Source organism: Rhodoferax sp. EU05-FHT12H12 (assembly GCF_058791215.1).
In genome coordinates, this window is the sequence record NZ_JBYTDI010000003.1 from 506,325 (window position 1) to 532,648 (window position 26,324).

A 26,324-nucleotide genomic window follows, 5' to 3' on the forward strand; every position below is an offset into this window, starting at 1 on the left:
GAGCGAAGGCCTTGCTTTGCCAAGGCGCCAGGGGCTGGCTGTGCCAGAATTTTCCATGCGCGCCATTTCACTTTCCACCGGTTTCCAGTCCTTCTTGCGGCGGCGGCCGCGCGCCGCCTGGGCGGTGGTCTGGTTGCTGGGGCTGCTGGTGGGCAGCGGCTGGCTGGTCTGGCAGTCGATGGAGCGCAGCCGCAACGCCTTTGAGACCGACGCCCGCATTGCCCACCGCCTGCTGTCCCAGCGCGCAGTGCAGCACGAGGCAGTGCTGGCCACCCTGGTCCTGATGCAGCCCGCACTGGACGTTCGTCTACCTGCCATCTACCCACAGTTCATGCGCATGTGGCGGCGCGTGGGCGATGCTGTCTGGCCCGGCGACAGCACCCTGTCGGCCGCGCTGCGGCTTGCCGAGCAGGGCAAGGGCAGCCCCCAGCTGGCGCTGGCTGACCTGCCCAACGCGCGCTTTTGGGTGGTGATGGCGCCCGCGGCGGGCAGTGGCCCACAGGCCGCAGCCTACGCGCTGGAAATCTCTTTGCCGCTCATGGTTCCCTGGGCCGACTGGCCCTATGGCGACAACCCGCAGGCACCAGCCGCCCGCCACACTGCAGCCTGGCTGGAGCAGGGCAGCGCGCGCTGGCCGCTGCATGGCAGCACGTCGGATGCGGCCCTGCACCGCTTTGCCTTCCGCAAACAGCTGGCCGCGGCCAGCCAGCCCTTTGACGTGGTGCTGGAGCGCGACTACACCCTGGGCGACTTACCCTGGGGGCCGCTAGCCGCCGGTCTGGTGGGCTGGACCCTGGCCCTGGTCGCGCTGGCCAGTGCGCTGCGCCAGCGCGGGGCCCGGCGTCGTGCCGAAGAGCTGCTGCGCCTGGGCCAGGTGTCGCGCCTCAACGCGCTGGGCGAGCTGGCCGCCGGCCTGGCCCATGAGCTGAACCAGCCACTGACCGCCGTGCTGGCCAGCACCCAGGCCACCGTGCGCCTGTTGGCCGACGACCCGCCCGATGTGGCCCAAGCCCAGGCCGCCATGGACAAGACCGTGGTGCAGGCCCGGCGCGCCGCCGAGGTGGTGGCCCGCCTGCGCCGCGCCATCGAGCGGCCCAACACCGGCACCACCACGCCGGTGGACGTGGCCCAGGCCGCGCGCGACGTGCTGCAACTGCTGGAACCCGAATGCCGCAAACGCGCGGTGGCCGTGCAGTTGCAAGGCCCCGCATCGCTGCTGGCGCTGGGCGACCCGGTGGCGCTGGAGCAAATCCTGCACAACCTGGTGAACAACGCGCTGAGCGCGCTGGAGCAGGTGGAGGGCAGGGCGCGCGTTCTTACGCTCACGGTGGAGGCTGTGGCACCCACCACGGTGCGCCTGAGCGTGCAAGACAACGGCCCCGGTGTGCCCGCCGCGCTGGCGGAACGCTTGTTTGAACCCTTTGTGAGCGGGCGCCCCGGCGGCCTGGGGCTGGGCCTGAGCCTGTGCGAAACCCTGGCCGCCGAGATGGGTGGGCACATCCGCCACACGCCCGCGCAACCGGGTGCGGTGTTTGTGCTGGAACTGCCCGCCGCCACCGCAGGAGACGCCGCATGAGTGCCGCCGAATCCCTGTCCCCCCTCATCCACCTGGTGGACGACGACGAGGCCGTGCGCGACGCGCTGGCGCTGCTCATCAGCACCGTGGGCCTGCGCGTGCAGCCCTGGGCCGACCCCGAGCGCTTTCTGGCCGAGTTTGACCGGCATAGCCTGGGGGCAGTGGTGCTGGACATGCGCATGCCCGGCATATCAGGCCTGGCAGTGCTGGAGCATTTGCAAGCCGCAGGTGTGGACCACCCGGTGGTGATGCTCACCGGTCACGGCACGGTGGACCTGTGCCGCCGCGCCTTCAAGGCCGGTGCTGCCGAGTTTCTGGAAAAGCCGGTGAACGACGAACTGCTGCTGGACACGCTGCAGCAAGCCGTGCGCCGCCACGTCAAATCCCGCCAGCGCCACGCCGCCGACCAAGCGGCACGCCAGCGCTACGCGGGCCTGACCGAGCGCGAGCGCGAGGTGCTGGGTCTGATCATCGAAGGCCTCACCAACAAAGAGATCGGCCGCGCCATGGCCGTGTCACCGCGCACGGTGGAGACGCATCGGGCCAACCTTTTTGAGAAGCTGGAAGCGCCCTCACTGGCCTATTTGATTCGGCACTATGCGGCGTTGGTGGAAGAGGGGGATGGGGTGTAGGAAACGTATTTCAGTGTTGCAACTGTGTCCAAAGAAAATCGCAACATCTGGCCGTCAAGATTCATTCATAAACTAACTGCATCGCTTGTTGGCTCTGGATAGGTCAGATCCCTCGGTCCCCAGCACTGTGTTTCAGACGCCTATTGAAGCAATCGGACTACTTCAGAAAGCAATACGTCTAGCGCGCCACGGAAATCCACCTGTGGCGCCAAGGGAAGTACCTCTGCCTTACGCACTGTCTGATGGAGATGCATGTCAGCGATCTTCCTCAGTGAGTTGTCCAACTGCTTCATCTGGTCGGTGAAAGATCGAGGCGCCGGATAGTTGTTCGCAACTTCCGAGAAGTTCTTCGCATTGAAGATTGGCGGTACATGATCGGTAACTGCTCGGACAAGCATTGCCGTTGCCATGTGTAATTCGTGTTCATGCGCAGAGTTCAGCTCTTCAAGCATACGTACTAAGCGCTTCAGGTCCCATTGGGGCGACTTTGAGCCGCGTAATTGCAGAATACGTGCCGGGTCGACATACATGGGCTTCGACATTGCGCCTCGCGGCTTGCTGACCTGACTGCTCTTTCGGTGCACTTGATTTAGCCCGCCCTCAACTAATCCAATGGCCTCGTGGTATTGCTCGAGCAGCGGCGGATTGAATGCACCGTATCCGGGGAAGGTTGTCATTAGAAGCAAAGGAGCTCCAAAGTCATTGAGCCCCAATACTGTGTCAAGGATTCCCTTGGCTTCCAGCATTAGGCGTTTGAAAGCAGCACGATCAACACTGTTTAAGTGTGGCGCAGTGTCAGACTGGCGCTTCTCAAAACGACCTTCCATCTCCCGAAGGTTGGTGATGATCTTTTCAAGTTCTTGTGCGTACATAGGTCTCTGCTTTTGCTTCACTAGAGTACATGGTAGATCCGTTTTTGGACGAGATCGACGAAGGTCTGCGCTCGCATCGAGTCAATATCACTTGTGTGCCTCTCCTGCCCCTGGGTTCGCATAGCGAAGCCTAGCCAGTGAGGAATGTCAATTAAATAGAACTTTGCAACTACTTGAAGATGAGTAGTTAGTGTTTCCCTGAGTTGCATCTGACCCCTTCTCCGTATTTCTACGGACCCCCGCGCGTAAGCCTACGAATACCCCGCAGCGCCGCCTTTTTCTACAGTTCTCCCAACGGCAAACAAGTGTTCGCCGTAAATCCAAATCCCTTTAGGAGAACCGTATGAACAAGTCCCTGTCTGCCCTCGCCATTGCCTCCATCGCCCTGTTGGCCGCCGCTGGCGCGCAAGCCGAAGGTGTGCGTACTGAACGCAATATGTCGCTGGAGCTGGCCAACCGCATTGCTACTGCCGCTGTGGCATCTTGCCAAGACAAGGGCTATGCCGTGACCACCACCGTGGTGGACCGCGCTGGCACCGTGCGCGCCGTGATGCGTGCGGATAACGCCGGCCCCCACACGGTGGACGCGAGCCGCGCCAAGGCCTACACCTCGGCCTCTGCCAAGAACACCACGCTGGCCATGATGGACAACGCGCAGAAGAACCCTGCTGCGGCCACGCTGGTCTACCTGCCGGGCATGCTGTTGGTGGGTGGTGGTGTGCCGGTGAAGGTGGGTAACGAAGTGATTGGTGCCGTGGGCATTGGCGGTGCGCCTGGTGGCCACCTGGACGAGCAGTGCGCGGTGGCGGCCATTGCCACGGTGGCCGACCTGCTGAAGTAAGGTCGCGCCATGCGCCAGCGTCTTTCCGCCATTGCGATTGCCTGGGCTCTGCTGGGGCTGGTCCCCGCCCAGGCGCAGATTGCACCCAGCCCGGCGCAGGCCGCGCAGTACACGGGCCTGCTGAGTGCCGCGCACCGTGGCGACCTAGCCAAGCTGCGTACCCTGCTGGCGGGCAAGCCCGCCCTGGAGGTGCGCGACGCCCAGCAGCGCACGCCGCTGCATGTGGCCACCTATGCCAGCCAGCGCGAAGCGATTCGCTTGCTGGCGGTGGCCGGGGCGGACCTGAATGCGATGGAGGTCCAGCAGTACGACCCGGTGACGATTGCGGCGGTGGCCAATGATGAAGAGACGCTGGCCTTGCTGCTGCAACTGGGCGCCAGTGCCAAGAACACGACGAGCCCTTTTGAGGGCACGGCGCTAATAGCCGCGGCGCACCTGGGCCACGCGGGTGTGGTGCGCCAGCTCATTGCGGCCGGTGCGCCGCTGGACCATGTGAACAACCTGCACTGGACGGCGCTGATTGAGGCGGTGGTGTTGGGCGATGGTGGTGCGCGCCACACCAATGTGGTGCGCCAGCTGCTGATGGCCGGGGCCAACCCCAAGCTCACCGACCGCAGTGGCCACACCGCGCTGCAGCTGGCCCAGGCCCGGGGTTACCAGGCCATGGTGCAGCTGCTGCAGGCGCGGCCTTAGGGCCTTAGTCTGGCGCCTTGGGTACCAAGGTGTAGGCCGGGTGCTGCCCCGTCAGCAGCAAAAACATGGCGAACATGGGGCCTTGCATGCAGCGCTCATCGGTCGGGCTTTCCAGCGCCTGCCAGGTGCGGGACTGCAGGCCGCCGCGGCTGCCGGTTTGCAGCGAGTAGCCCATCAGCTCGGCCGCCTGGGCCTGGTTCAGCCCGGCCGCAACGCGCGCGGCCTTGAGCTGCTCGCCCGTGGGAATGGGCATGGTGAGCGTGATGGGCGCTGGGAGTGGAGCGGGGGTGGTGGCGGTGTCTGGCGTCATGCCCCGGACTGTAACGCGCGCAGCACGTTTTCGGCCGTGGCCGGGGCGGTCAGGCGCACCAGCTTGTCGTCGCCACGTGCCTGGGCCACGGCGTCACGCAGTGCCTCGTAGACGCTGATGGCCAGCATGAACGGGGGCTCGCCCACGGCCTTGCTGCCAAACACGTTGTCCTCGCGGTTGGGCTCGGGCCACAGGTTCACCTTGAAGTGCTCGGGCACATCTCCCGCGGTGGGGATCTTGTAGGTGCTGGGCGCGTGGGTGCTGAGGTAGCCCTTGTCGTTCCACACCAGCTGCTCGGTGGTGAGCCAGCCCATGCCCTGTACAAAGCCGCCCTCGATCTGTCCCACGTCGATGGCCGGGTTGATGCTGCGGCCCACGTCGTGCAGGATGTCCACTTTCAGCACCTTGCTCTCTCCCGTGAGCGTGTCGATGACCACCTCGGTACACGCGGCGCCATAGGCGAAGTAATAGAAGGGGCGGCCGGTCAGCGTGGTTTTGTCGTAATGGATTTTGGGTGTGCGGTAGAAGCCGTCGCTCCAGAGCTGGATGCGGTTGGCGTAGGCCAGCTTCACCACCTCGTCAAAGCTGCGCGTGGCCACGGGCGAGAACACCTCGCCCCCCTTGAACTTGATGGCGCCGGCGCCACAGCCGTCCAGCCCGCAGACAAAGGCCGCCAGGTTGTCGCGCACATGGCGCGCGGCAAACTGGGCGGCGCGGCCATTCAGGTCGGTGCCCGCGCTGGCCGCGGTGGCCGATGCGTTGGGCACCTTGCTGGTGTCGCTGGCGGTGCACAGCACGCGCGCAAATGGAATACCCAGCTCGTCCGCCACGATCTGCGCCACCTTGGTGTGCAGGCCCTGGCCCATCTCGGTGCCGCCGTGGTTCACCTGCACGCTGCCGTCGGTGTACACATGCACCAGCGCGCCGGCCTGGTTAAACAGCGTGGCGGTGAAACTGATGCCGAACTTGACCGGGGTGATGGCAATGCCGCGCTTGAGCACGGGGCTGCCTGCATTCCATGCCGAAATGGCCTCTACCCGGCGCCGATACTGCGCGGATAGCTCCAGTTTTGATAGCAATGGATGGAGGATGTTGTCCTCCACCTTCATCTGGTAGTGGGTGGTATCCCGTTTCTGGTCGGTGCCAGCAATGGCTTCGTCGCTGTAGAGGTTGCGCAGGCGCACGTCCAGCGGGTCCAGCTTCAGCGCACGGGCAATGTCGCCCATGATGGTCTCGATCAGGATCACACCCTGTGGGCCGCCAAAGCCGCGAAATGCGGTGTGGCTTTGGGTGTTGGTCTTGCAGCGGTAGGAGGTGATGTCCACGTCCTGCAGGTAGTAGGCGTTGTCGGTGTGGAAGATGGCGCGGTCGGCCACGGGGCCCGACAGGTCGGCGCTGAAGCCGCAGTTGGCGGCCATCTGCAATTGCAGCGCGGTGAGGCGGCCGCTGTCGTCAAAGCCCGCGGTGTATTCGTAGGCAAAGGGGTGGCGCTTGCCGGTGACCATGAAGTCGTCGTCGCGGTCCATGCGCAGCTTCACGGCCTGTTTGGTCTTCACCGCGGCCACGGCGGCCCACACGGCCAGGTGGCCGGCCTGGGTTTCCTTGCCGCCAAAGCCGCCGCCCATGCGCCGGCATTCCACCTTGACGGCGTGGTTGTCGATGCCCAGCGCGTGGCTCACCCAGTGCTGCACCTCGCCCGGGTGCTGGGTGCTGCTGTAGATGCACCACTGGTTTTGCTCCAGCGGCATGGCGTAGGCAATTTGCCCCTCCAGGTAAAAGTGCTCCTGGCCGCCCACCTCCAGCGTGCCGTGCAGGGAGTGCTGTGCCTTGGCGAGTGCGGCGGTGGCATCACCACGACGCACCGTCACCGGGGGCAGCACAAAGCTCTTGGCCTCCAGCGCCTGCTGCACGGTCAGCACCGCGGGCAGGGCCTCGATGTTGAGCTTGACCTTGCGCGCCGCGTGGCGCGCCTGCATGGCGGTGTGCGCCACCACCACACCCACCACCTGGCCGACAAACTGCACGGTGTCCATGGCAAACACCGGCTCGTCGCCCGCAAAGGCGGCCAGCATGGGGTCGCCGGGAATGTCCTCGCTCAGCACCACACTCACCACGCCGGGCATGGCCAGTGCGGCGCTGGCGTCCACGCCCAGCAGCTTGCCGTGCGCTTGCGTTGAGAGGATGGGCGCCGCGTGCAGCGTGCCGCGCACCTCGGGCAGGTCGTCGATGTAGTGCACGGCGCCGGCCACCTGGGCCAGGGCGCTTTCATGGAACTGGTTGACCCCGGCAGCGGTGCCACGCGGGGTGGGGGCGGCCTCCAGCACGGTGGGCGACAGGCTGGGCATGCCAGAGGCGATGACGGACGCGGCGCTCATGCGGCTTCTCCTTCCAGCACAAAACTTTCGAGGTTGATGGCGGCCAGGCCCTGGCTCTCCAGCCAGTAGCGCTGCAGCAGATTGCCCAGCACCTCGGTACGGTAGGCGCTGCTGGCGCGCATGTCGGAGATGGGCGAAAACTCGGCACGCAGCGTGGCCATCGCGGTCATCACGGTGTCAGCCGTCCAGGGCTGGCCCAGTAGCGCCGCCTGGGTTTTGACAGCCCGGACCGGCGTGGCGGCCACACCGCCCACGCCGATGCTGGCGTGCGCCACCTTGCCGTTCACGATATGCAGGTTCAGCGCCAGGCAGACGGCGGAGATGTCGTCCTCAAAGCGCTTGGAAATCTTGTAGACCCTGGAGCGCTCGTTGGCCACCGCCTTGGGCACCTTGATCCAGGCCAGCACCTCGTCTGCGGCCATCACGTTCTTGCGGTAGCCGGTGTACAGGTCTTCCAGGCGCAGCTCGCGGTGCACCACCTTGCCTTTGCGCAAGGCCATCAGCACCACGTTGGCCCCCAGCGCAATCAGCAGCGGCATGGAGTCGCCAATGGGCGAGCCATTGGCCACATTGCCGCCCAGCGTGCCGGCGTTGCGCACCGGCAGGCCGGCAAAGCGGCTGGCAAAGGCGCCCAGCTGCGGCCGGTCGGCCACCAGGGCGGCAAAGGCGTCGGTCAGCGTGACGGCGGCGCCGATGGCGATGTGGTGCGGGTACTGCTCCACGCGCTTCAGCTCGGCCACCTGGGTCACGTCCAGCACCTGGGCAAAGTCCATGTGCATTTTGTTGACCCACAGGCCCACATCGGTGCAGCCGGCCACAATTTGCGCCTGCGGATGCTGGGCACGCGCGGCCAACAGGCCCCGCAGCGTGGTGGGCGATTTATAAGCCAAATCGGCCTCTAGCCCGCGTGGAATATGCGCGAGCAGCTCCAGTTTTGATAGCGTTTTGGCTTCGTCCACCGGCACGGCGGGCAGGCCCAGCATGGCCTGCGCCGCGTCCAGAATCGGCCGGTAGCCGGTGCAGCGGCACAAGTTGCCGCTGAGCGCCTGTTGGGCGTCGGCCCGGGTGATGGGCTGGCCGGCGTGGGCGTGCTGCTGGTACAGGCCAAACAGGCTCATCACAAAACCGGGGGTGCAGAAGCCGCACTGCGAGCCGTGGCACTGCACCATGGCCTCTTGCGCGGGGTGCAGGCAGCCGTCGTCCGCGGCAATGTCTTCCACGGTCCACAGCGCCTTGCCGTCCAGGCTGTGCGCCATCTTGATGCAGCTGTTGACGGCCTTGGTCTGCAGCTGGCCGTCTACTGCTTCGCCTACCACCACGGTGCAGGCGCCGCAGTCGCCTTCGTTGCAGCCTTCCTTGGTGCCGGTGCAGTGCAGGTCTTCGCGCAGCACCTCCAGCAGGGTGCGGGTGGGGGGGACGTTGGGCAGGGTCACGATCTCGCCGCGGCGGATAAATCTCAAAACTTGGGTTGTCATGGAATGGGTTCCTCGTGCGGGAGGGTAAGTCGGGAGGGGCATGGCTCCCATACGCATTAGCATATGGCACCAATTTACACGCCTGTATGAGAGACCAATCCCTTTTCGACAAGATAGACCTTCATCTGATCAGGGTCCTTCATACCGTGTTAACCGAGCGCAGCGTTTCCAAAGCCGCCATCCGACTGGGCATGCACCAGCCGGCGGTGAGCGCGTCGCTGAAACGCCTGCGCGACTTTGCCGGCGACCCACTTTTGGTGCGCTCCGGCTCGGGCATGGTGCCCACCGAAACGGCGCTGCGCATGCTGGAGCCCAGTGCCAGCATATTGCGTGCCGCCGAGATGCTGTTTTCTGATGCCCGCGGCTTTGAGCCCGCCACCGCGCGCAACACCTTCCGCCTGGCCGCCAGCGATTACCTGGATCCGCTGTTCTTGCCCCAGCTGGTCGCGCAGATCAAATCGCACGCGCCGCTGGCCGAGATCGAGATCCACCCCCTGTCGGGCGCCAGCGACTACCGCACCCTGCTGGCCCAGGGCGATATTGATGTGGTGATCGGCAACTGGCCGCAACCGCCCGACGACCTGCACCTGGGCCGCCTGTTTGGCGACGAGGTGGTGTGCCTGGTGTCCAAAAAACACCCGGCCGTGCGCCGCGGCTGGGACCAGGCCTCGTGGCTGGAGGCCGAACACATTGCGCCCGGTGCCACCCACCCCGGTGCCAAGGGAGTCATTGACGACCACCTGACCGGCCTGGGCCTGCAGCGCCATATCGTGGCGCGCTGCCCGCATTTCGGGCTGATTCCGGGCATGGTGGCATCAACCTTGCTGGTGCTCACCACCGGCAGGCAGTACTGCGAACGGTTTGTGGACACACTGCCGGTCAAAATACTGCCTTGCCCCGTGGAATTCCCCCGCATGATGTACTACCAGCTTTGGCACGCCCGCACCCATACCAGCGCTTCCAACAAGTGGCTGCGCGAGCGCATCAAGTCGGTCGCGGCCGAACTCCGAAAAGAATAAGAGACACCTACCCATGGTTACCCCCGTACCCGATTCCCCGCCTTCCTCCGTTCCCCGTCTCCAGCTCACCGGCATCACCAAGGCCTACCCCGGCGTGGTGGCCAACAGCGAGGTGTCGCTCAGCGTGTTGCCCGGCCAGACCCACGCGGTGCTGGGCGAAAACGGCGCCGGCAAGTCCACGCTGATGAAGATCATTTATGGCTCCATCAAGCCCGACGCCGGTCAGGTGCTGTTCAACGGCAAGCCCGTCTCCATCCGCAACCCCAAGGAGGCACGCGCCCTGGGCATCAGCATGGTGTTCCAGCACTTCAACCTGTTTGACACCATCACCGTGGCCGAGAACGTCTGGCTCGGGCTGGACAAGGCACAAAGCCTGGAGCAGGTCACCGCCAGCATCACCGCCAAGGCGGCCGAATACGGCCTGGACATCGACCCCAGCCGCCCGGTCCACACGCTGAGCGTGGGCGAGATGCAGCGGGTGGAAATCATCCGTGCGCTGTTGACCAACCCGCAGCTGCTGATCCTGGACGAACCCACCTCGGTGCTCACGCCGCAGGCGGTGGAAAAACTGTTTGTGGTGCTGAAAAAGCTGGCCTCTGAGGGCTGCAGCATTCTGTACATCAGCCACAAGCTGCACGAAATCCGCGAGCTGTGCAACGCCTGCACCGTGCTGCGCGGCGGCAAGGTCACCGGGGTGTGCAACCCGGCCGAAGAGTCCAACGCTTCGCTCTCGCGCCTGATGATTGGTGCCGAGCCACCGCAGCTGGAGCACCGCCCCCTGCATGCCGGTGCCCCGGTGCTGCGCGTGAGCCAGCTCAGCCTGGCGCGCGAAGACCAGTTCGGGGTGGACCTGGATGGCATTTCGCTCACCGTACATGCCGGCGAGGTGGTGGGCATTGCCGGTGTGTCGGGCAATGGCCAGAAGGAGTTGCTGTATGCGCTGTCGGGCGAAGACTGTCGTGCGCCCAAAGGCAGCATCCGCATGGACCAGGCCGATGTATCGGCGGTGCACCCTGGCGGGCGGCGCAAGCTGGGCCTGCACTTTGTGCCGGAGGAGCGCCTGGGCCGCGGTGCCGTGCCCACGCTCAGCCTGGCACAAAACATGTTGCTGACCCGTACCGGCTCCATCTCCCTGCCCAAGTTCGCTGGGGGCTGGATTCGCGTGGGCCAGCTCGAGGAACATGCCGCCCGCATCATCAAGGCCTTCGGCGTGAAAGCCAATGGCCCCAGCGCCGTGGCGCGCTCGCTGTCGGGTGGCAATTTGCAAAAGTTCATCGTCGGCCGCGAGATTGACGCCGCGCCCAAGCTGTTCATCGTCTCCCAGCCCACCTGGGGGGTGGACGTCGGGGCGGCCGCACAAATCCGCGGAGCCATCCTGGCGCTGCGCGATGCGGGTTGTGCCGTGCTGGTGGTGAGCGAAGAGCTGGACGAATTGTTTGAGGTGAGCGACCGCCTGCACGTGATTGCGCGTGGCAAGCTGTCGCCCTCGGTGCCGGTGGCCGAAGCCACGGTGGAAAAGTTGGGAGAGTGGATGAGTGGTTTGTGGAATGCGCCGGAGTTGCAACATGCTTAAGCTGGAAGTACGCGCGCAACCCTCGCGGTTATGGACCTATGCCTCGCCCCTGCTGGCGGTGGCTATCACGCTGGTCATTGGTGTCATCCTGTTCTCCCTGCTGGGCAAAGACCCGGTGCGCGGCCTCATGGTGTTCTTTTGGGAGCCACTCAAGTCGGGCTACGCCCTTGGCGAGTTGACCGTCAAGGCCACGCCGCTGCTGCTCATCTCGCTGGGGCTGGCCGTGTGCTATCGCTCCAATGTCTGGAACATCGGGGCTGAAGGGCAGTACGTGATGGGCGCCGTGGCCGCCAGCGGCGTGGCCCTGATGGCGGGCCCCGGCACCGGCCGCGAGATTGTGGCGTATGTGCTGGTTGCCGGTGTGCTGGGTGGCATGGTCTGGGCCGGCATTGCGGCCTTGCTGCGCGACCGCTTCAACGCCAATGAAATTCTGGTGACGCTGATGATGGTCTACATCGCCGTGCAGGTGCTGTACTACCTGGTCTATGGCCCCTGGAAAGATCCACTGGGCTACAACTTCCCGCAGTCCAAAAATTTCGATGCTGTCACCCGCATTCCCCGTTTGTTTGACGGTTCGCGCGTGAACATCGGTGTGATCTTTGCCTTGCTGGGTGTGGCGGGGCTGTGGGTGTTCCTGTTCCGCACGCGCGCTGGGTTTGCACAGCAGGTGGGCGGGTTGGCACCCGCCGCCGCGCGCTATGCCGGCTTCTCCGCCCGCAGCGCCCTGTGGACTGCCATGCTGATTTCTGGTGCGACCTCGGGCCTGGCTGGGGCGCTGGAAGTGGCAGGTCCCGTGGGCCAACTCACCCCGTTTGTGCCCGTGGGCTACGGCTTTGCGGCCATCATCGTGGCCTATGTGGGGCGCTTGCACCCGGTGGGCATGGTGTTCTCTGCCATCCTGATGAGCATGTTCTATATCGGTGGTGAACTCGCGCAGTCGCGCCTGGGGCTGCCCAAGTCGCTGACCGGCGTGTTTCAGGGCCTGCTGCTGTTCAGCCTGCTGGCCTGTGACACCCTGGTGAATTACCGCTTCAGGTGGGTCAAGCCTGTGGCCGGAGGAAAGAAATAATGGATTCCTACGCTCTGCTGATCGCATCCACGCTGAATGCTGGCACGGTGCTGGCTCTGGCTGCACTGGGGCTGTTGATCAACGAAAAATCTGGCATCGTCAACCTCGGGGCCGAGGGCATGATGCTGTGTGCCGCCATTGCCGGCTTTGCCACGGTGGTGCACACCGGCAGCCCGGTCGCCGGCTTTGTGGCGGGCATGGCGGCGGGCGCGGTGCTGGCAGCCATTTTTGGTGGCTTGGTCATTTGGCTCAATACCAACCAGTACGCCACCGGCCTGGCGCTCAGCCTGTTTGGTGGCGGCTTCTCGGCGTTTGTGGGCATCTCGTATGTGCAGGAAAAAATCCCTGACCGTGCATCTTTCGCCATTCCCGGCTTGTCGGACATTCCCTTTCTCGGCGAGGCCCTGTTTCGTCACCACCCCATGGTCTACCTGACCGTGTTCTTTGCGCTGGCCCTGATCTGGTTTTTGTACCGCACCCGCGCCGGCCTGATTCTGCGCAGCGTGGGTGAAAGCCCCGAGTCTGCCCATGCGCTGGGTTACCCGGTGCGCGGCATCCGCTTGGCTGCCGTGGTGGCCGGTGGCGCGTTGTGCGGCCTGGCCGGTGCCTATATCTCGGTGGTGTACACGCCGCTGTGGGTGGAGGGCATGGTGGCTGGCAAGGGCTGGATCGCTCTGGCGTTGACCACCTTCGCCACCTGGCGCCCGGCACGGGTGTTGCTTGGTGCGTATCTGTTTGGCGGCGTGACCATGTTGCAGTTCCATTTGCAGGGCATCGGTGTGGATGTGCCCAGCCAGTTCTTGACCATGCTGCCCTATGTCGCCACCATCTTGGTTTTGGCCCTGATATCGCGTAACCCGCGCTGGATTCGGATTAACATGCCTGCTTCAATCGGCAAGCCGTTCTATCCGGGCTCGTGATACGTGGTTGTTTCGTTTTCATCCCTCGGTTTTTTATAAGGAAGTGACATGACAGATTTGCAAAAACGTTCATTGCTCAAAATAGCGGCCCTGACCGCCGTGGCCAGTGCGGCCCTGGTGGGTTGCGGCAAAAAAGAAGAGCCGGCTCCTGCGCCCGCACCAGCACCTGCTGCTTCTGCCCCCGCACCGGCCAAGCCTGATCCCCTGAAGATTGCTTTCGCCTACGTCGGCCCTGTGGGTGACGGCGGCTGGACCTTCGCCCACGACAACGCTCGCAAGGCGCTGGAAAAAGAATTTGGCGACAAGATCGTTACCTCCTTCGTGGAAAACGTGCCTGAAGGTGCGGACGCTGAGCGTGTGGTGCGCGACATGGCCACCCAAGGCAACAAGCTGATTTTCGGCACCAGCTTTGGTTACATGGAACCCATGCTCAAGGTGGCGCCTGACTTCAAGGACGTGAAGTTCGAGCACGCCACCGGCTACAAGCAAGCCGACAACCTGCGCACCTACAACAGCCGTACCTACGAAGGTGCGTACATGGCAGGCGTGATCGCCGGCAAGATGAGCAAGACCGGCACGCTGGGTGTGGTGGCATCGGTGCCAATTCCTGAAGTGATCCGCAACATCAACGCCTTCACTCTGGGCGCACAAACCGGCAACCCCAAGATCAAGACCAAAGTGGTGTGGGTCAACGAGTGGTTCAACCCACCCAAGGAAACCGAAGCGGCTACCAGCCTGATCAACGGCGGCGCCGACATTCTGTTCCAGAACACCGACTCGCCTGCCGTGCTGAAGACTGCCCAGGACAAGGGCAAGCGCGCCTTCGGTTGGGATTCCGACATGACCGCCTACGGTCCCAAGGCTCACTTGGCTTCCTCCACCATCAACTGGGCGCCTTACTACATCAAGGCGACCAAGGATGCACTGGAAGGCACTTGGAAGTCTGAAGGTGACACTGAGTACGGCGTGAAAGAAGGCGCGATCGACCTCGTGTCCATCGCCGAAGACGTGCCTGCCGATGTGAAGGCCAAGGTCGAAGAAGTCAAGGCCGGTCTGAAAGACGGCAGCTTCTCCATCTGGAAGGGCCCCTTGTTTGACAACACCGGCAAGGAACGCCTGAAGAAGGACGAAGTCGCCGACGGCAAGATGCTGGGTGGCCTGAACTTCTTCGTCAAGGGCGTGGAAGGCAAGGTTCCCGGCGCCAAGTAAGCCGCCATCTCGCGCTGAGGCGCGAGTGAACCCGAAGAGGCCACCGCAAGGTGGCCTTTTTTATGCCTGCAGCGCGGTGGCCAAGTCCACGCTGCCTGGCTCGGCGCTTTCGATGCGGTAGCCCTTCACCACCAGGGTCCAGTGCTCGATCACCAGCGCCTGCGCCTCTGCCGTGCGGCCCGCTTCCAGGTGGTCCAGCAACTCCAGATGCTCGTCGTGCAGATGGTCGTAGTCGAATTCGGTGTTGTAGAGCGCAGAGATCACGGCCTCGCGCGTCAACAAACTCTCGAACACCTGCGACAGGATGGGGTTGCCCAACTGCGCCACGAGCTCGGTGTGAAAAGCGCGCCCGAGTTGGTTGGCCAAGAGCCAGTCTTGGCGGCGCTGGGCTTGGACTTCGCGGGCAGCGTGCCGGCGCAGGTGGGTGAGTTGCTTGGGTTTGAGCTGGCCGCTGAGGCGATGCACTGCGCCAGACTCCAGCACCTGCATGGTCTCGAACAGGGCTTGTGCGTCTTCCACACTGGGCTGGGCGACGATGGTGGTCTTGGGGCCTGCCGCTTCCACCAGGCCATGTGTCTTGAGTTCGGCCACTGCGGCCCGCACCAGCGTGCGGCTTACGCCGAAGATGTCACCCAGCTCGCGCTCCGGCAGGCGAGTGCCTGGCGGCAGGCGCCGGGCGACGATGGCGGCGGTGATGGCATCGACCAAGTGTTGGACGCGAAGATTTTTCATGTTTCGCTGGATTCTAGGGGGTGGATTCTTGGAAATTTTGGTATACCAAAATACAATGGGACCAACGTGATTTTTCCGAAAGACTCCCCATGAATGCACAAGACGATGCTGCACTGTGGAACGACTGGCAGACCCTGGGCCCGCCAGATCGCATCCCCGCCACGGCACCGCTGCACACGCAGCTGTTTGATCGCGCGCTGACGCTTCGCCGCGTGGGAGACGCGGTCTCGGTGACCTTTGCCGACAGCGGCCAAGCCGTGCCCCATGTGCAGGTACGCCACGGCTGGGTGTGGGTGTGTTTGGGCACCCCCGCGCGCGACATCGTTGAATTGCCACGCTGGGATCAGCCAGGGCGCGTATTCACCCACCCCGGCAGCTTTGGTGTGCATGCCTCGGCATTGCGTTGTGTCGAGAACTTTCTGGACATGGGCCACTTCCCCTTTGTGCATACCGACTACCTGGGCAAGGAGCCGCATACCGAGGTGCCTCCGTACAAGTTGCACCATGAGGACGCGACCGACCAGATCGTCGCCACCGACTGCAAGTTCTGGCAACCACAAGGCTCGCCTACTGCAGGGGGGGAGGGCCTGGACACGCAGTACGAATACCGGGTGGTGCACCCGCACATTGCTATGCTGAAGAAGACCTCGTCGGTGGACACGCGCGAGTTCGACATCATCGTGTTGGGCCTGCAGCCCGTGTCGGAGACCAGCAGCATTGGCCACACGCTGCTGTGTTATGTCGATGCGCCTGGCTCCGAGGAGCCGATTTCGCGCTTCCAGCAAATCATTTTTGGGCAGGACCGGCCCATCCTGCAGTCGCACAACCCCAAGCGCCTGCCGCTGGCCTGGAACCTGGAATTTCCTGTGAAGATTGACGCCATGTCGGTGGCCTACCGGCGTTGGCTGCGTGCCAAGCACGTTCGTTATGGAGCCATTGTTTGATGAGCACGTCTGTATTGCATTCCCCGGACTCTGTGCGCGGCTGGCATGTGCTGGCCTCCAGCTGCGACCTGGCCTTGCGCCATGTGTTTCCTGCGCGTGTGGGTGTCTACAACCTGGCGCTGTGGCGCAGCGATGACGGCTTGGTCAACGCCTGGGAAAACCGTTGCCCGCACCGCAGCGTGCCGCTCAGCATGGGCATCAACCTGGGGCAGGAGTTGCGCTGTCAGTACCACGGCTGGCGCTTTGCCTCCGGCTCGGGCGAGTGCACCACCGTGCCGGCCGAGGTGGGGCGGCGCGACAACCATGCGGCCTGTGTGAACAGTTTTGACTGTATCGAGCAGGATGGCTGGGTGTGGGTGGCGCTGGCCAAGCCCGCTGCATTTGCGGTGCCTGCGTGGGCCGTGCAGGGGAGCCGGGTGGCACTGCGTGCCCTGCCCATGCATGTGGCAGCGCGCACGCTGATGGCGGCGCTGGAAACCGAACTGGAGGGGCCATTGGAGGCGCACGGCACGGCAGGCGCCGGGCAGTTCTACACCCTGGCTTTGCCCGGTGGCAGCTTGCGTGTACAAGTGCAGACCCAGAGCGACAGCAGTTGCATTCTGCATGCCCAGTGGGGTACTGTGCAGCCATTGGATGCGGCGGCGACCCTGACCGCCCAGCGCCATTTCAACGGCCTCTTTTCGCAACTGCGTGCGCGCCTGGAAGCGCAGGCGCACGCACCGCTGAGCCTGGTGCTGCCCGAGCCCCTGGCCATTCCGCTGAACCAGGGCGAGCGCCAGTCGCGCCAAAGCCTCAAGGTGGTGGAGAAGGTGCAGACCGCACACGATGTGGTGGCCTTCCGTCTGGTGAGCGACAGCGCTGCACCACTGCACGGTTTCACGGCCGGTGCGCATCTGGAAGTCGTGACACCCGGTGGGTTGGTGCGCCACTACTCGCTGGTCAATGGACCGGCCGAGCGTGCGCACTATGTGATCGGTGTGAAGCGCGAAGCTGCATCGCGCGGCGGCTCGCGCGCCATGTGCGATGACCTGCAAGTGGGCGATACGCTGTCTGCAGGCCGGCCGGTCAACCGCTTTGGCTTGCAGGATTCCGCGCACAGTGTGCTGATTGCCGGTGGCATTGGCATCACCCCCTTGCTGGCCATGGCACAGCAGCTGCAGGCCGCGGGGCGCAGCTTTGTGTTGCATTACTTTGTGCGTGGGTCCGAGCATGTGGCGTTTGCGGAGCGTGTCCAGTCGCTGGGTGGTGCGGTGCAGCTGCACACTGGCTTGGATGTGCAAGGCACGGCTGACACATTGCAGAAACTGTTGGCCGCCGACACTGCAGGCAAGCGCTTGTACGTGTGTGGCCCGGGGGCCATGATGGACTTGGTGCTGCAAACTGCGCGTACCTTGGGTTGGCCCGAAGACCAGTTGCACCGCGAGTACTTTGCCAACCACCAGGCATTGGACCGCGCAGACAACACCGCCTTTGACGTGGTGCTGCAACGCAGTGGCAAAACCTTGCACGTGCCAGCGGGGCGCACGATTGTGCAGGTGGTGCGCGAGGCGGGTGTCAGCGTCAACACCGTGTGCGAGCAGGGGGCCTGCGGAACCTGCGAAACCGCGGTGCTCGAAGGCGAACCCGACCACCGCGATGTCTACCTCTCCGCCGACGAACGACGCAGCCAGCGCTGCACCATGGTGTGCGTGTCGCGCGCCAAAACACCGACCCTGGTTCTGGACCTTTAGGCCTTCTCCCCATGCTCAAACTCTACGACTTTGAACTCTCCGGCAACTGCTACAAGGTGCGACTGCTGCTCAGCATGCTGGGCGTGGCCTACGAGAAGGAGCCCATCAGCTTCTACCCGGCGGCGCAGCACAAGAGCGAAGCCTTTCTGGAGATCAACCCGCTAGGCCAACTGCCGGTGATCGATGATGGCGGCTATGTGCTGCGCGACGCGCAGGCCATCCTGTCCTACCTGGCTCGGCGCTATGACACCAGCCAGCAGTGGCTGCCCGTGGATGACGCCACCTTGTTGGGGGAAGTGCTGCAGTGGATGGCATTTGCCGACGGCATTACCGCTACCGCGTCGGCCGCGCGCCTGCACGACATGCTGTTTTACCCACTAGATGTGGAGGCGGCCCGCGCTGGTGCCCACCGCTTGTACCGCATCCTCGACGAGCATCTCTGGTTCCGCGAGGCGCAAGGCGGGCAGTGGTTATGCGGTGCGGCGCATCCCACGGTGGCCGATATCGCCTGTTTTCCCTATGTGGTGATGAGCGAAGACGGCGGCATTCCTTTGCTGAATTACCCAGCCATCCGCCGCTGGACCGACCGCGTCAAACGCATTCCCGGTTTTGTGGTCATGAGTGGTGTGTTCCCCACCAGCCCGGCCGCGCCCGCCACCCTGGCGATCTGAGCCTGCTCTGGCACGCGAACTGCTATCACGGGTACCATCCTCTTCATCTGTCTATAACCCCTGAGCGACCGGATCGCGAGCCACCATGAACCTGCCGACCATTCCCGCCGACCGCATGCCGGCCTTGTTGCGTGCCATGCCCAAAGCCGAACTGCACATGCACATCGAAGGCTCGCTGGAGCCCGAGCTGATGTTTGCACTGGCCAAGCGCAACCAGGTGCCGCTGCGCTTCCCCAGCGAGCAGGCGCTGCGCGATGCCTATGTGTTCAACAACCTGCAAGAGTTTCTGGACATCTACCACGAGGGCACCATGGTGCTGAAGACCGAGCAGGACTTCTACGACATGACCTGCGCCTACCTCGCGCGTGCGCAGGCCGACAACGTGCTGCACACCGAAATCTTCTTTGACACCCAGACGCACACCGGCCACGGCCTGAGCGCCGAGGTGGTCATCAACGGCCTGTACCGTGCCTGTGCCGATGCGCCTGCCAAGTTCGGCATGACGGCCTCGCTGATCCTGTGTTTCCTGCGCCACCTGAGCGAAGAGGAAGCCTTTGAATGCTTGGAGCAGGCACTGCCGCTGCGCGACAAGATTGTCGGCATTGGCCTGGCCTCCAGCGAGGTGGGTCATCCGCCCGAGAAATTTGCCAAGGTCTATGCGCGCGCCAAACAGCTGGGCTTTCGCCTGGTGGCCCACGCGGGGGAAGAGGCGCCACCGGCCTACATCTGGAGCGCGCTCGATGTGCTCAAGGTGGAGCGTATTGACCATGGTGTGCAAGCCATCCACGACGCCGCACTCATGCAGCGCCTCGCAAAAGACAAGATGCCGCTCACCGTCTGCCCGTTGTCCAACCTCAAGCTGCGGGTATTTCCCACGCTGGCCCAGCACAATATTGGAGCCATGCTGGACGCCGGCATCATGGCCACCGTCAACTCGGACGACCCGGCCTACTTCGGTGGCTATATCAACGAGAACTTCACCCAGACCTTTGCGGCATTGGGCCTGACCGCACAACACGCCTATACGCTGGCACGCAACAGCTTTGACGCCAGCTTCATCGATGCGTCACTGCGCCAGAACTATGTGCAGCGCCTGGATGGTGTGTTCGAGACGTTCAGGTAGGACAACGGCTCTGGCCAGGGTATTCAAGCCTTGGTCTCCAGCAGCGTGGTCACGATCTGCCCCAGGCGGCGCAGGCCCTGTTCCACGTCGTGCTGGTGGGGCCAGCCGCAGTTGATGCGCAGGTAGGGGTCAAAGCGCAGGCTGTTGGAAAACATCTGCCCCGGTGTCACCAAAATCTGCTGCACCAGGGCGGCGTCAAACACGCGCCGACTGGACAACTTTTGCGGCAGCTCCACCCACAGTGACAAGCCGCCATCGGGCACGTTCAGGCGGGTGCCCTCAGGGAAGTAGCTGGCAATGGCCTGCGCCGTTTTTTCGCGCTGCACATGCAGGGTGCTGCGCAGTCGGCGCAAATGGCGGTCGTAGGCGGGCGAGGCCATGTAGTCGGCCAGTGCCAGTTGTGACAGCTCTTCGTTGCTACGGGTCTGGCTGAACTTGAGCATTTCCACCCGCGCTTGCCAGCGGCCTGCCGCCATCCAGCCCACGCGGGCGCCGGGTGCCAGGATTTTGTGCAGCGAGGCGCAATAGATCACATTGCCCGTGGTGTCCCAGGACTTCATGGCACGCAAAGGGGTATCTCCGCGCGTGCTTTCGTTGACCAGCTCGCTGTAGGTGTCGTCTTCAATGAGCGCGGTGCCATGGCGCTCGCAGAGCTGCACCAGGCCTTGTTTGTGGGTGTCCGGCATGATGCTGCCCAGCGGGTTTTGCAGGTGCGGCACGACCACCACGGCTTTGATGTTGTCGTAGGTCTGCATCGCCATTTCCAGCGCGTCCAGCGAGATGCCGGTCTGCGGACTGGTGGGTATTTCCAGCGCACGCAGGCCCAGCGCCTCCAGCACCTGCAGCAGGCCATAGAAGGTGGGGGACTCCACCGCGATGGTGTCGCCGGGTTGGGCCACGGCGCGCAGCGCCAGGTTCAGCGCTTCAATGCAGCCGTTGGTGATCTGTACCTCGTCGGGCGAGAGTGTCACCCCCAGGCCCAGCGCGCGTTTGGCCAGCACCGCGCGAAACACCGGGTTGCCCCGCGGTGACGAGGCCGACACCAACAACTGCGGGTGGTTGCGCAGCACCCGCATGGCGGCCAGTTTCAGGGCCTCGGCGGGGTAAAGCTCGGGTGCACAGCGCGCCACGGCCAGATTGGTCTTGACCATGTGCAGCCGGCCGCGTGCGATGAAGTCGGACACACGCGCATGGATGCCCACGTACTGCGCCGGGTCCGGCGTGACATCCATGCGTGGCTCGCTCACCGTGGCCAGTGTGTTGCGCAAGGGCTTGCGCACAAAGTAGCCCGAGCGCGGCCGCGCCTCCAGCCAGCCTTCACTCTCCAGCTGCCGGCTCAGTTGCATGGCGGTGGACAGGCTGACCTCGTGTTGGCGCATCAGGCTGCGCAGCGAGGGCATGCGGTCCCCCACCACCAGCGACCCTGCCTGGATGGCGCCGCGGTAGTGCGCGGCCAGGCGCTGGTAGATGGGCTCTGCCGTGGGTGGTGCGCGGTGTCCTGTGATGGTGATCAATGCGGTGTCCATGGCCGATAGTCCTTGATCCGGGGTGGGGAGAACAGGTACAGATTTGTCAAAACCGTACCGTAACAGATGGCTGGTGTGGCATCTGTTCTGGCCCAGACAGTGCGCCGCTGTGCCTGTTACGAACCCTGGCTGGACCCTACGATTTCCCCGGTGCACAAAGCCCTTGTGATGAGGCGCTTTGCCCTTTCAACGCAGCAACCCGGAGGTGGTCTATGCCCAGCGGATCCGCATCGTTTCCCCTGGACCAGCGTGTGCTGGCCCAGGGGCAGTCTCTGTTTGAACACATGCCACGGGGTACGGTGATTCGGGTCAGCACTGGCGCGGTGGTGCTGGAGCAGCGCATCGCCCTGGACGATGGTTTGTGGAGCAAGCGCATGGCGTTGCCACGCGGTGCGGTGCACCGGGTACAGGTGTCCGACTGGCTGCGCATCGTGGCGCAATCGGATGCTGAGCTGGATCTGTTGGTGCCGCAGCGCGTGTCCTTGCCACGCGTGCTGGCCTGGCTGCTTAAGGCGCTGCCACGCTGGACAGTGCATCCAGCATTTGTTGCCCCACGGCCCGGAAGGCCGGGTGGGGCGACTGCAGCAGTTGCTCCCCGGCCAAGCGTTTGAAGCCAGGGGTTGCGCTTAGCGGCACCTTGCGCAACCACTCCAGCGCCACATCCATCTGGCCGCGCGCTGCCAGCATGCTGGCGTAGTTGTACTGGCCACGAAAGTCGCCACCGCGCGCACCGCCCTCGAACCAGGTGAAGGCCGCCGCGCTGTCTTGCGCCACCACCCGGCCGTCTTCGTAAAAGAAGCCGATCTTGGTCATGGACTTGGCATGGCCCAAGGCGGCGGCCTTGCGGTACCACTGCAGGGCTTCTGCGGCGTCTTGCTTCACGCCCTGGCCCGTGGCGAGCAGGTTGGCGTAGTTGTACATGCCGGCATCCAGTCCCTTGGTGGCGGCTTGGCGGTACCAATTAGCCGCGGCAAAACAATCGGCATCGGCGCCCCAGCCGTTCTCAAAACAGCGTCCCGCCATGTTGACGCCCATGGGGTGGCCCTGTGCGGCCGCTTTCAGGAACCAGGCCAGTGCGCCTACCGGGTCACGGTTCAGGCCATGGCCGTTGAGCAGCCACTGGCCCAGGATGGTTTGTGCATCGGCATGGCCCAGGCGGGCACTGTGCAACATCCACTGCGCCGAGGTGGTGGGTTCACCTGTGATGACGCTCTGCCAGTCGGCAGGTGTCCAGCGGGCCAGATCGTGGGCGGATTCGGGCAATGACAAGTGAGGCGTGGGCATGGCGAGAAAAGCGTTCCAAACAAGAATTATTCTCAATTATGCCGTGTGGCGTAAAATATGCGCCCGGCGCCGCTGCCCTGAAGCGCTGGTTGTGATGTCTCAGGGCCATGTAGAGGACTACCATGTATAAAAACCTCGCAGCCACTGCCGTGGCCGCTTGTTGTTTTCTTTGCGCGCCCCACAGCGCCATCTCCCAAACCACTGACCCTGCCAAAGACCAGCCGCTCAAGGTTGGTTTTCTGTACGTCGCGCCCCTGGGCGACGCCGGCTGGGTGCGCCAGCACGAGGCAGGCCGCCAGGCCGTGGCCGCCGCCCTGGGCACCCAGGTGCAGACCACCTACGTAGAAAACGTGGCCGAAGGCCCGGATGCCGAACGTGTGATCCGCGACCTGGCGCGCCAGGGCCACAAGCTCATCTTCACCCCCAGCTTTGGGTATATGGAACCCACGCTCAAGGTGGCGCAAGAGTTTCCGGACGTGAAGTTCGAATCCATCACCGGCTACAAGACTGCGCTCAATGTGGCCGTGGCCAATGCGCGCTACTACGAGGGTCGCTACTTGGCTGGTGTGGCCGCGGGCCGCATGACCAAGAGCAAGCTGGCCGGCTACGTGGCGGGTTTTCCCATTCCTGAGGTGCTGCAAGGCATCAACGCTTTCACACTGGGCATGCGTTCGGTCAACCCGCAGGCCCAGGTCAAGGTGCTGTGGCTGGGGGAGTGGTTCAACCCGCCGCGTGAGCGCGATGCCGCCATGACCTTGTTCAACCAGGGCGTGGATGTGATCGCTTTCCATACCGGCTCCACCGCCGTGATGGCCGCGGCGCAAGAGCGCGGCAAGCTGGCTGTGGCCTACCACTCCGACATGCGCAAGGTCGCGCCTGACGCGCAAATCGTGGCCGTGACCCACCAGTGGGGCAGCTACTACACCGCCCGCACCCAGGCCGTGCTGGACGGCCGCTGGAAGAGCGGCAATGTCTGGGGCGGCGTGAAGGACGGGATGATTCGTGTGGGTGACTTTGGCAGCAAGGTGCCCAAGGCCGTGCAGGCCGAAGTGTTGCAGCGCCAGAAGGACATTGCTACCGGCAAGCTGCATCCCTTTGCAGCCAAAGCCGACGTGCTGGACAACGAGGGCAAGCTCGCCATCGCTAAAGGCAAGACCCTGAGCGACGCCGACATCCTGAGCATGAACTGGCTGGTGGCCGGCGTGCAGGGCAAAGTCAGCCATTGAGGCCGCGATGACATACCAGGTCAAAGAAATTTTCTACACGCTGCAGGGCGAGGGCTCCAACGCGGGCCGCCCTGCGGTGTTCTGCCGCTTTGCCGGTTGCAACCTCTGGACCGGCCGCGAGCAGGACCGTGCCAGCGCCGTCTGCCAGTTTTGCGACACCGACTTTGTGGGCACCGACGGCACACTGGGCGGCAAGTTCAAAAGCGCCCAGGCATTGGCCGAGCGTATTGCTGCGCAGTGGCCCGACACCGATGCGGCCCACCGCTTTGTGGTACTGACGGGGGGGGAGCCGTTGCTGCAGGTGGACGCTGCGCTGATTGAGGCGCTGCACGCGCAGGGTTTCCAGATTGCGGTGGAAACCAATGGCACGATTGCCGCGCCCGAGGGCATCGACTGGATCTGCGTGAGCCCCAAGGCGGGCTCCACCTGGGTGCAGCGCAGCGGGCATGAGCTCAAGCTGGTGTGGCCCCAAGCCGGCATCACGCTGGCCGAGTGCGAGGCGGCGGACTTTTTGCACCGCTACCTGCAACCCATGGACAACCTCCTGCGGGCCGACAACATCCGGGCCTGCATTGCGCAATGCCTGGAGCGCCCGCAGTGGCGCCTGTCCCTGCAAACCCACAAGATCACAGGCATCCGATGACCCAAGCACCCGCCATCCCCATTCCGCGCCGCTGCGAGGTGAGCCAGAAGTTTTTCTTTGACGCCGCCCACACCCTCAAGCGCACGCTGGACGACGCGGAGGAGGTGGCTGGCAGCCGCCGCATCCACGGCCACACGTACCACGCCGAAATCAGCGTGGCCGGCAATGCCGACGAAGACACCGGCATGGTGGTGGACCTGGGCCACCTGCGCAACGCCATCGCCGTGCTGCGCCCGCGCCTGGACCACCACCTGCTGGACGAAGTGGAAGACCTGGGCCCGCCCACGCTGGAAAACCTGGCTGCCTTCATCTGGCGCGCCATGGCAGTGGAATTCAGCGGCTTGTGGCAGGTGCGCGTGTGGCGCGAAGGCATTGGCGACAGTTGCACCTTGCGCGCCTGAAGGCCTTGGCGCGGCTGCGTGTAAATCCATAGGGGCTATGCGTGCCGTGGTATGGACATTGCTGCGCTGCGATATATGCTTGCCCGCATGAAAGCTTACCGTGCCTCCCTTTTGTGGTTTGCCCCCGATGCACCGGGGCAGGCCCGTTTTGAAACCGATGGCCTGCTGGTTGTCGGCCCCAATGCCCAGGGCACCCAGGTGGTGCAGGCCATCGACGCCTACAGCGCCATCGCGCCGCAGTACCCGCAACTGGCCGTGCAGCATTTCCCGGGCCGCATCATCGCGCCGGGTTTTATCGACCTGCACATCCACTACCCGCAGACCAACGTCATCGGCTCGCCTGCTTCCGGTTTGCTGCCGTGGCTGGAAAATTACACCTTTCCAGAAGAAAAACGCTTTGAAGCCCCCGACTACAGTGCGCAAGCAGCTACCTTTTTTGTAGCAGAGTTGCTGCGCAACGGCGTTACCAGCGCGCTCACCTTCGCCACTTCGCATGTGGAGTCGGTCAACGCCCTGTTTGCCGAGGCCCAGGCCCAGAAGATGCGCCTGATCACCGGCCTGTGCCTGATGGACCGCCATGCCCCGGCGGACCTGCTGAACCAGGGGCAGGGCGGCGTGAGCGGCACCGAGCAAAGCTTGCGTGACACCGAGGCTCTGATCCAGCGCTGGCATGGCGTGGACCGGTTGGGCTACGCCATCACACCGCGCTTTGCCCCCACCAGCACCGATGCCCAGCTGCGCGGCGCGGGCGAGCTGGCCCAGCAGTACGGTGATGTCTGGATCCAAAGCCACGTGGCCGAGAACAAGGACGAAATCACCTGGGCGCGTGAGTTGTTTCCCCAGTCTCGCAGCTACCTGGCCACCTACGACGACTTTGGCCTGATGCGCGAACGCGCGATCTACGCCCACTGCATTCACTTTGACGACGACGACCGCGCGCTGATGCGCGACACCGGCGCCGCGGCGGCCGTCAGCCCGACCAGCAACCTGTTTCTGGGCAGCGGTTTCTTCGACTACGAGGGTGCCAACCGTGTCGGTTACCAGTACGGCCTGGCCAGCGATGTGGGGGGCGGCACCTCGTTCAGCCCCTTCCACACCATGTTGGCCGCGTATTACGTGGGCCGCGAAGGCCAGACCAAGCCCGGCCTGTCGCTCTCGCCCCAGCACCTGTGGTGGCAGCACACGGCAGGTGCGGCAGCTGCTTTGGGCCTGGACGGTGCGAACGGAGGACCTGCGGTGGGCAACCTGCTGCCGGGTTGCGAGGCCGACTTCATCGTCATCAACCCCCGGGCCACGCCGCTGCTGGCCCGCAAGACGGCCTTGGCCGCCAATCTGGGCGAGCTGCTGTTCTCGCTGATCGTGCTGGGCGATGACCGCCTGGTCGAGCAAACCGTCATTTCTCAAGCCTTTTAGGCCTCTAGCCCCCGTGGATGTTGCGCGAGCAGCTCCTGATTTGGTAGCGTTGCTAGGTGGGGTTAAG

Annotated in this window: 25 protein-coding genes; 18 read left to right on the plus strand and 7 right to left on the minus strand. The window is 64.1% G+C overall.

The genetic code is table 11. From position 1 onward, the window contains the following. Positions 1-55 precede the first annotated feature (55 nt). Entirely contained in the window at positions 56-1,576 is a 1,521-nt protein-coding gene (locus tag AC3WS7_RS11865; RefSeq protein WP_492656481.1) for a sensor histidine kinase, read from the plus strand. Further along, positions 1,573-2,208 carry a response regulator transcription factor gene (locus tag AC3WS7_RS11870; RefSeq protein WP_492656482.1) on the plus strand — a complete coding sequence of 212 codons (636 nt, stop codon included), beginning with the start codon at positions 1,573-1,575 and terminating at the stop codon, positions 2,206-2,208. Before AC3WS7_RS11865 ends, AC3WS7_RS11870 begins: the two co-directional genes overlap by 4 nt. 140 nt (positions 2,209-2,348) lie before the next feature. Here the strand turns inward: AC3WS7_RS11870 and AC3WS7_RS11875 are convergent, their stop codons facing one another. Then, a complete protein-coding gene (locus AC3WS7_RS11875) occupies positions 2,349-3,080 on the minus strand; it encodes a hypothetical protein (protein ID WP_492656483.1) in 732 nt (243 codons plus the stop codon). 343 nt (positions 3,081-3,423) lie between these two features. Here AC3WS7_RS11875 and AC3WS7_RS11880 point away from each other — a divergent pair, with 343 nt between their 5' ends. Beyond that, the gene (locus tag AC3WS7_RS11880) at positions 3,424-3,921 is read left to right on the plus strand and encodes a GlcG/HbpS family heme-binding protein (RefSeq protein ID WP_492656484.1); all 498 of its coding nucleotides are present in this window, start codon (positions 3,424-3,426) and stop codon (positions 3,919-3,921) included. A 9-nt stretch (positions 3,922-3,930) separates the two neighbouring features. Next, on the plus strand, positions 3,931-4,614 hold the full coding sequence (locus AC3WS7_RS11885; RefSeq protein WP_492656485.1) for an ankyrin repeat domain-containing protein: 684 nt from the start codon (positions 3,931-3,933) through the stop codon (positions 4,612-4,614). A 4-nt stretch (positions 4,615-4,618) separates the two neighbouring features. On the opposite strand, the gene AC3WS7_RS11890 is transcribed toward AC3WS7_RS11885, so the two are convergent. From AC3WS7_RS11890 to xdhA, 3 genes are read right to left on the minus strand one after another with little or no spacing between them, the layout of a single operon-like run. Further along, positions 4,619-4,924 (minus strand): helix-turn-helix domain-containing protein, encoded by a 306-nt coding sequence (locus tag AC3WS7_RS11890; RefSeq protein WP_296469082.1) that lies wholly within the window; start codon positions 4,922-4,924, stop codon positions 4,619-4,621. Beyond that, entirely contained in the window at positions 4,921-7,269 is a 2,349-nt protein-coding gene (gene xdhB / locus AC3WS7_RS11895) for a xanthine dehydrogenase molybdopterin binding subunit (protein ID WP_492656547.1), read from the minus strand. Before xdhB ends, AC3WS7_RS11890 begins: the two co-directional genes overlap by 4 nt. A gap of 26 nt (positions 7,270-7,295) precedes the next feature. Next, positions 7,296-8,774, minus strand: coding sequence for a xanthine dehydrogenase small subunit (gene xdhA, locus AC3WS7_RS11900; RefSeq protein WP_492656486.1), 1,479 nt, complete (start codon positions 8,772-8,774; stop codon positions 7,296-7,298). An 86-nt stretch (positions 8,775-8,860) separates the two neighbouring features. On the opposite strand from xdhA, the gene AC3WS7_RS11905 reads away from it, so the two are divergent. Genes AC3WS7_RS11905 through AC3WS7_RS11925 form a run of 5 tightly spaced genes read left to right on the plus strand, consistent with a single transcriptional unit; the run spans position 8,861 to position 14,564 of the window. Next, positions 8,861-9,793: a LysR family transcriptional regulator gene (locus tag AC3WS7_RS11905; RefSeq protein WP_296469086.1), complete on the plus strand. Its 933-nt coding sequence runs from the start codon at positions 8,861-8,863 to the stop codon at positions 9,791-9,793. A gap of 13 nt (positions 9,794-9,806) precedes the next feature. Further along, complete coding sequence (locus tag AC3WS7_RS11910) at positions 9,807-11,366, plus strand: ABC transporter ATP-binding protein (protein WP_492656487.1); 1,560 nt, start codon at positions 9,807-9,809, stop codon at positions 11,364-11,366. Next, complete coding sequence (locus tag AC3WS7_RS11915) at positions 11,359-12,435, plus strand: ABC transporter permease (protein ID WP_296469089.1); 1,077 nt, start codon at positions 11,359-11,361, stop codon at positions 12,433-12,435. The genes AC3WS7_RS11910 and AC3WS7_RS11915 overlap by 8 nt, the downstream gene beginning before the upstream one ends. Further along, the gene (locus tag AC3WS7_RS11920; RefSeq protein WP_492656488.1) at positions 12,435-13,355 is read left to right on the plus strand and encodes an ABC transporter permease; all 921 of its coding nucleotides are present in this window, start codon (positions 12,435-12,437) and stop codon (positions 13,353-13,355) included. The genes AC3WS7_RS11915 and AC3WS7_RS11920 overlap by 1 nt, the downstream gene beginning before the upstream one ends. Before the next feature lie 48 nt (positions 13,356-13,403). After that, positions 13,404-14,564 (plus strand): BMP family ABC transporter substrate-binding protein, encoded by a 1,161-nt coding sequence (locus AC3WS7_RS11925; RefSeq protein ID WP_296469093.1) that lies wholly within the window; start codon positions 13,404-13,406, stop codon positions 14,562-14,564. 60 nt (positions 14,565-14,624) lie between these two features. On the opposite strand, the gene AC3WS7_RS11930 is transcribed toward AC3WS7_RS11925, so the two are convergent. After that, positions 14,625-15,296, minus strand: a complete 672-nt coding sequence (locus AC3WS7_RS11930) for a GntR family transcriptional regulator (protein ID WP_492656489.1) — start codon at positions 15,294-15,296, stop codon at positions 14,625-14,627. Between the two features lie 89 nt (positions 15,297-15,385). Between AC3WS7_RS11930 and AC3WS7_RS11935 the strand changes: the two genes are divergently transcribed. The 4 genes from AC3WS7_RS11935 (at position 15,386) to AC3WS7_RS11950 (ending at position 19,764) form a co-directional block, all read left to right on the plus strand. Beyond that, positions 15,386-16,240: an aromatic ring-hydroxylating oxygenase subunit alpha gene (locus tag AC3WS7_RS11935; protein ID WP_296469097.1), complete on the plus strand. Its 855-nt coding sequence runs from the start codon at positions 15,386-15,388 to the stop codon at positions 16,238-16,240. After that, entirely contained in the window at positions 16,240-17,970 is a 1,731-nt protein-coding gene (locus AC3WS7_RS11940) for a PDR/VanB family oxidoreductase (protein ID WP_492656490.1), read from the plus strand. Before AC3WS7_RS11935 ends, AC3WS7_RS11940 begins: the two co-directional genes overlap by 1 nt. A gap of 11 nt (positions 17,971-17,981) precedes the next feature. Beyond that, positions 17,982-18,641 carry a glutathione S-transferase family protein gene (locus tag AC3WS7_RS11945; RefSeq protein WP_492656491.1) on the plus strand — a complete coding sequence of 220 codons (660 nt, stop codon included), beginning with the start codon at positions 17,982-17,984 and terminating at the stop codon, positions 18,639-18,641. An 85-nt stretch (positions 18,642-18,726) separates the two neighbouring features. After that, the gene (locus AC3WS7_RS11950; RefSeq protein WP_492656492.1) at positions 18,727-19,764 is read left to right on the plus strand and encodes an adenosine deaminase; all 1,038 of its coding nucleotides are present in this window, start codon (positions 18,727-18,729) and stop codon (positions 19,762-19,764) included. 23 nt (positions 19,765-19,787) lie between these two features. Here AC3WS7_RS11950 and AC3WS7_RS11955 read toward each other — a convergent pair whose 3' ends face one another. Beyond that, a complete protein-coding gene (locus tag AC3WS7_RS11955) occupies positions 19,788-21,290 on the minus strand; it encodes an aminotransferase-like domain-containing protein (RefSeq protein ID WP_492656493.1) in 1,503 nt (500 codons plus the stop codon). Positions 21,291-21,502: 212 nt separating this feature from the next. On the opposite strand from AC3WS7_RS11955, the gene AC3WS7_RS11960 reads away from it, so the two are divergent. Then, entirely contained in the window at positions 21,503-21,901 is a 399-nt protein-coding gene (locus AC3WS7_RS11960) for a hypothetical protein (RefSeq protein ID WP_492656494.1), read from the plus strand. On the opposite strand, the gene AC3WS7_RS11965 is transcribed toward AC3WS7_RS11960, so the two are convergent. Further along, positions 21,798-22,574 carry a tetratricopeptide repeat protein gene (locus tag AC3WS7_RS11965; RefSeq protein ID WP_492656495.1) on the minus strand — a complete coding sequence of 259 codons (777 nt, stop codon included), beginning with the start codon at positions 22,572-22,574 and terminating at the stop codon, positions 21,798-21,800. The genes AC3WS7_RS11960 and AC3WS7_RS11965 overlap by 104 nt on opposite strands. Before the next feature lie 122 nt (positions 22,575-22,696). On the opposite strand from AC3WS7_RS11965, the gene AC3WS7_RS11970 reads away from it, so the two are divergent. The 4 genes from AC3WS7_RS11970 to guaD all read left to right on the plus strand — a co-directional run bounded on the left by AC3WS7_RS11970 (position 22,697) and on the right by guaD (position 26,257). Continuing rightward, positions 22,697-23,800: a BMP family ABC transporter substrate-binding protein gene (locus AC3WS7_RS11970; RefSeq protein ID WP_492656496.1), complete on the plus strand. Its 1,104-nt coding sequence runs from the start codon at positions 22,697-22,699 to the stop codon at positions 23,798-23,800. Positions 23,801-23,807: 7 nt separating this feature from the next. Continuing rightward, positions 23,808-24,443, plus strand: a complete 636-nt coding sequence (gene queE / locus AC3WS7_RS11975) for a 7-carboxy-7-deazaguanine synthase (protein WP_492656497.1) — start codon at positions 23,808-23,810, stop codon at positions 24,441-24,443. Beyond that, positions 24,440-24,844, plus strand: coding sequence for a 6-carboxytetrahydropterin synthase (locus tag AC3WS7_RS11980; protein WP_296469113.1), 405 nt, complete (start codon positions 24,440-24,442; stop codon positions 24,842-24,844). Before queE ends, AC3WS7_RS11980 begins: the two co-directional genes overlap by 4 nt. A gap of 87 nt (positions 24,845-24,931) precedes the next feature. Then, entirely contained in the window at positions 24,932-26,257 is a 1,326-nt protein-coding gene (guaD, locus tag AC3WS7_RS11985) for a guanine deaminase (RefSeq protein WP_492656498.1), read from the plus strand. The last annotated feature ends 67 nt before the right edge of the window (positions 26,258-26,324 follow it).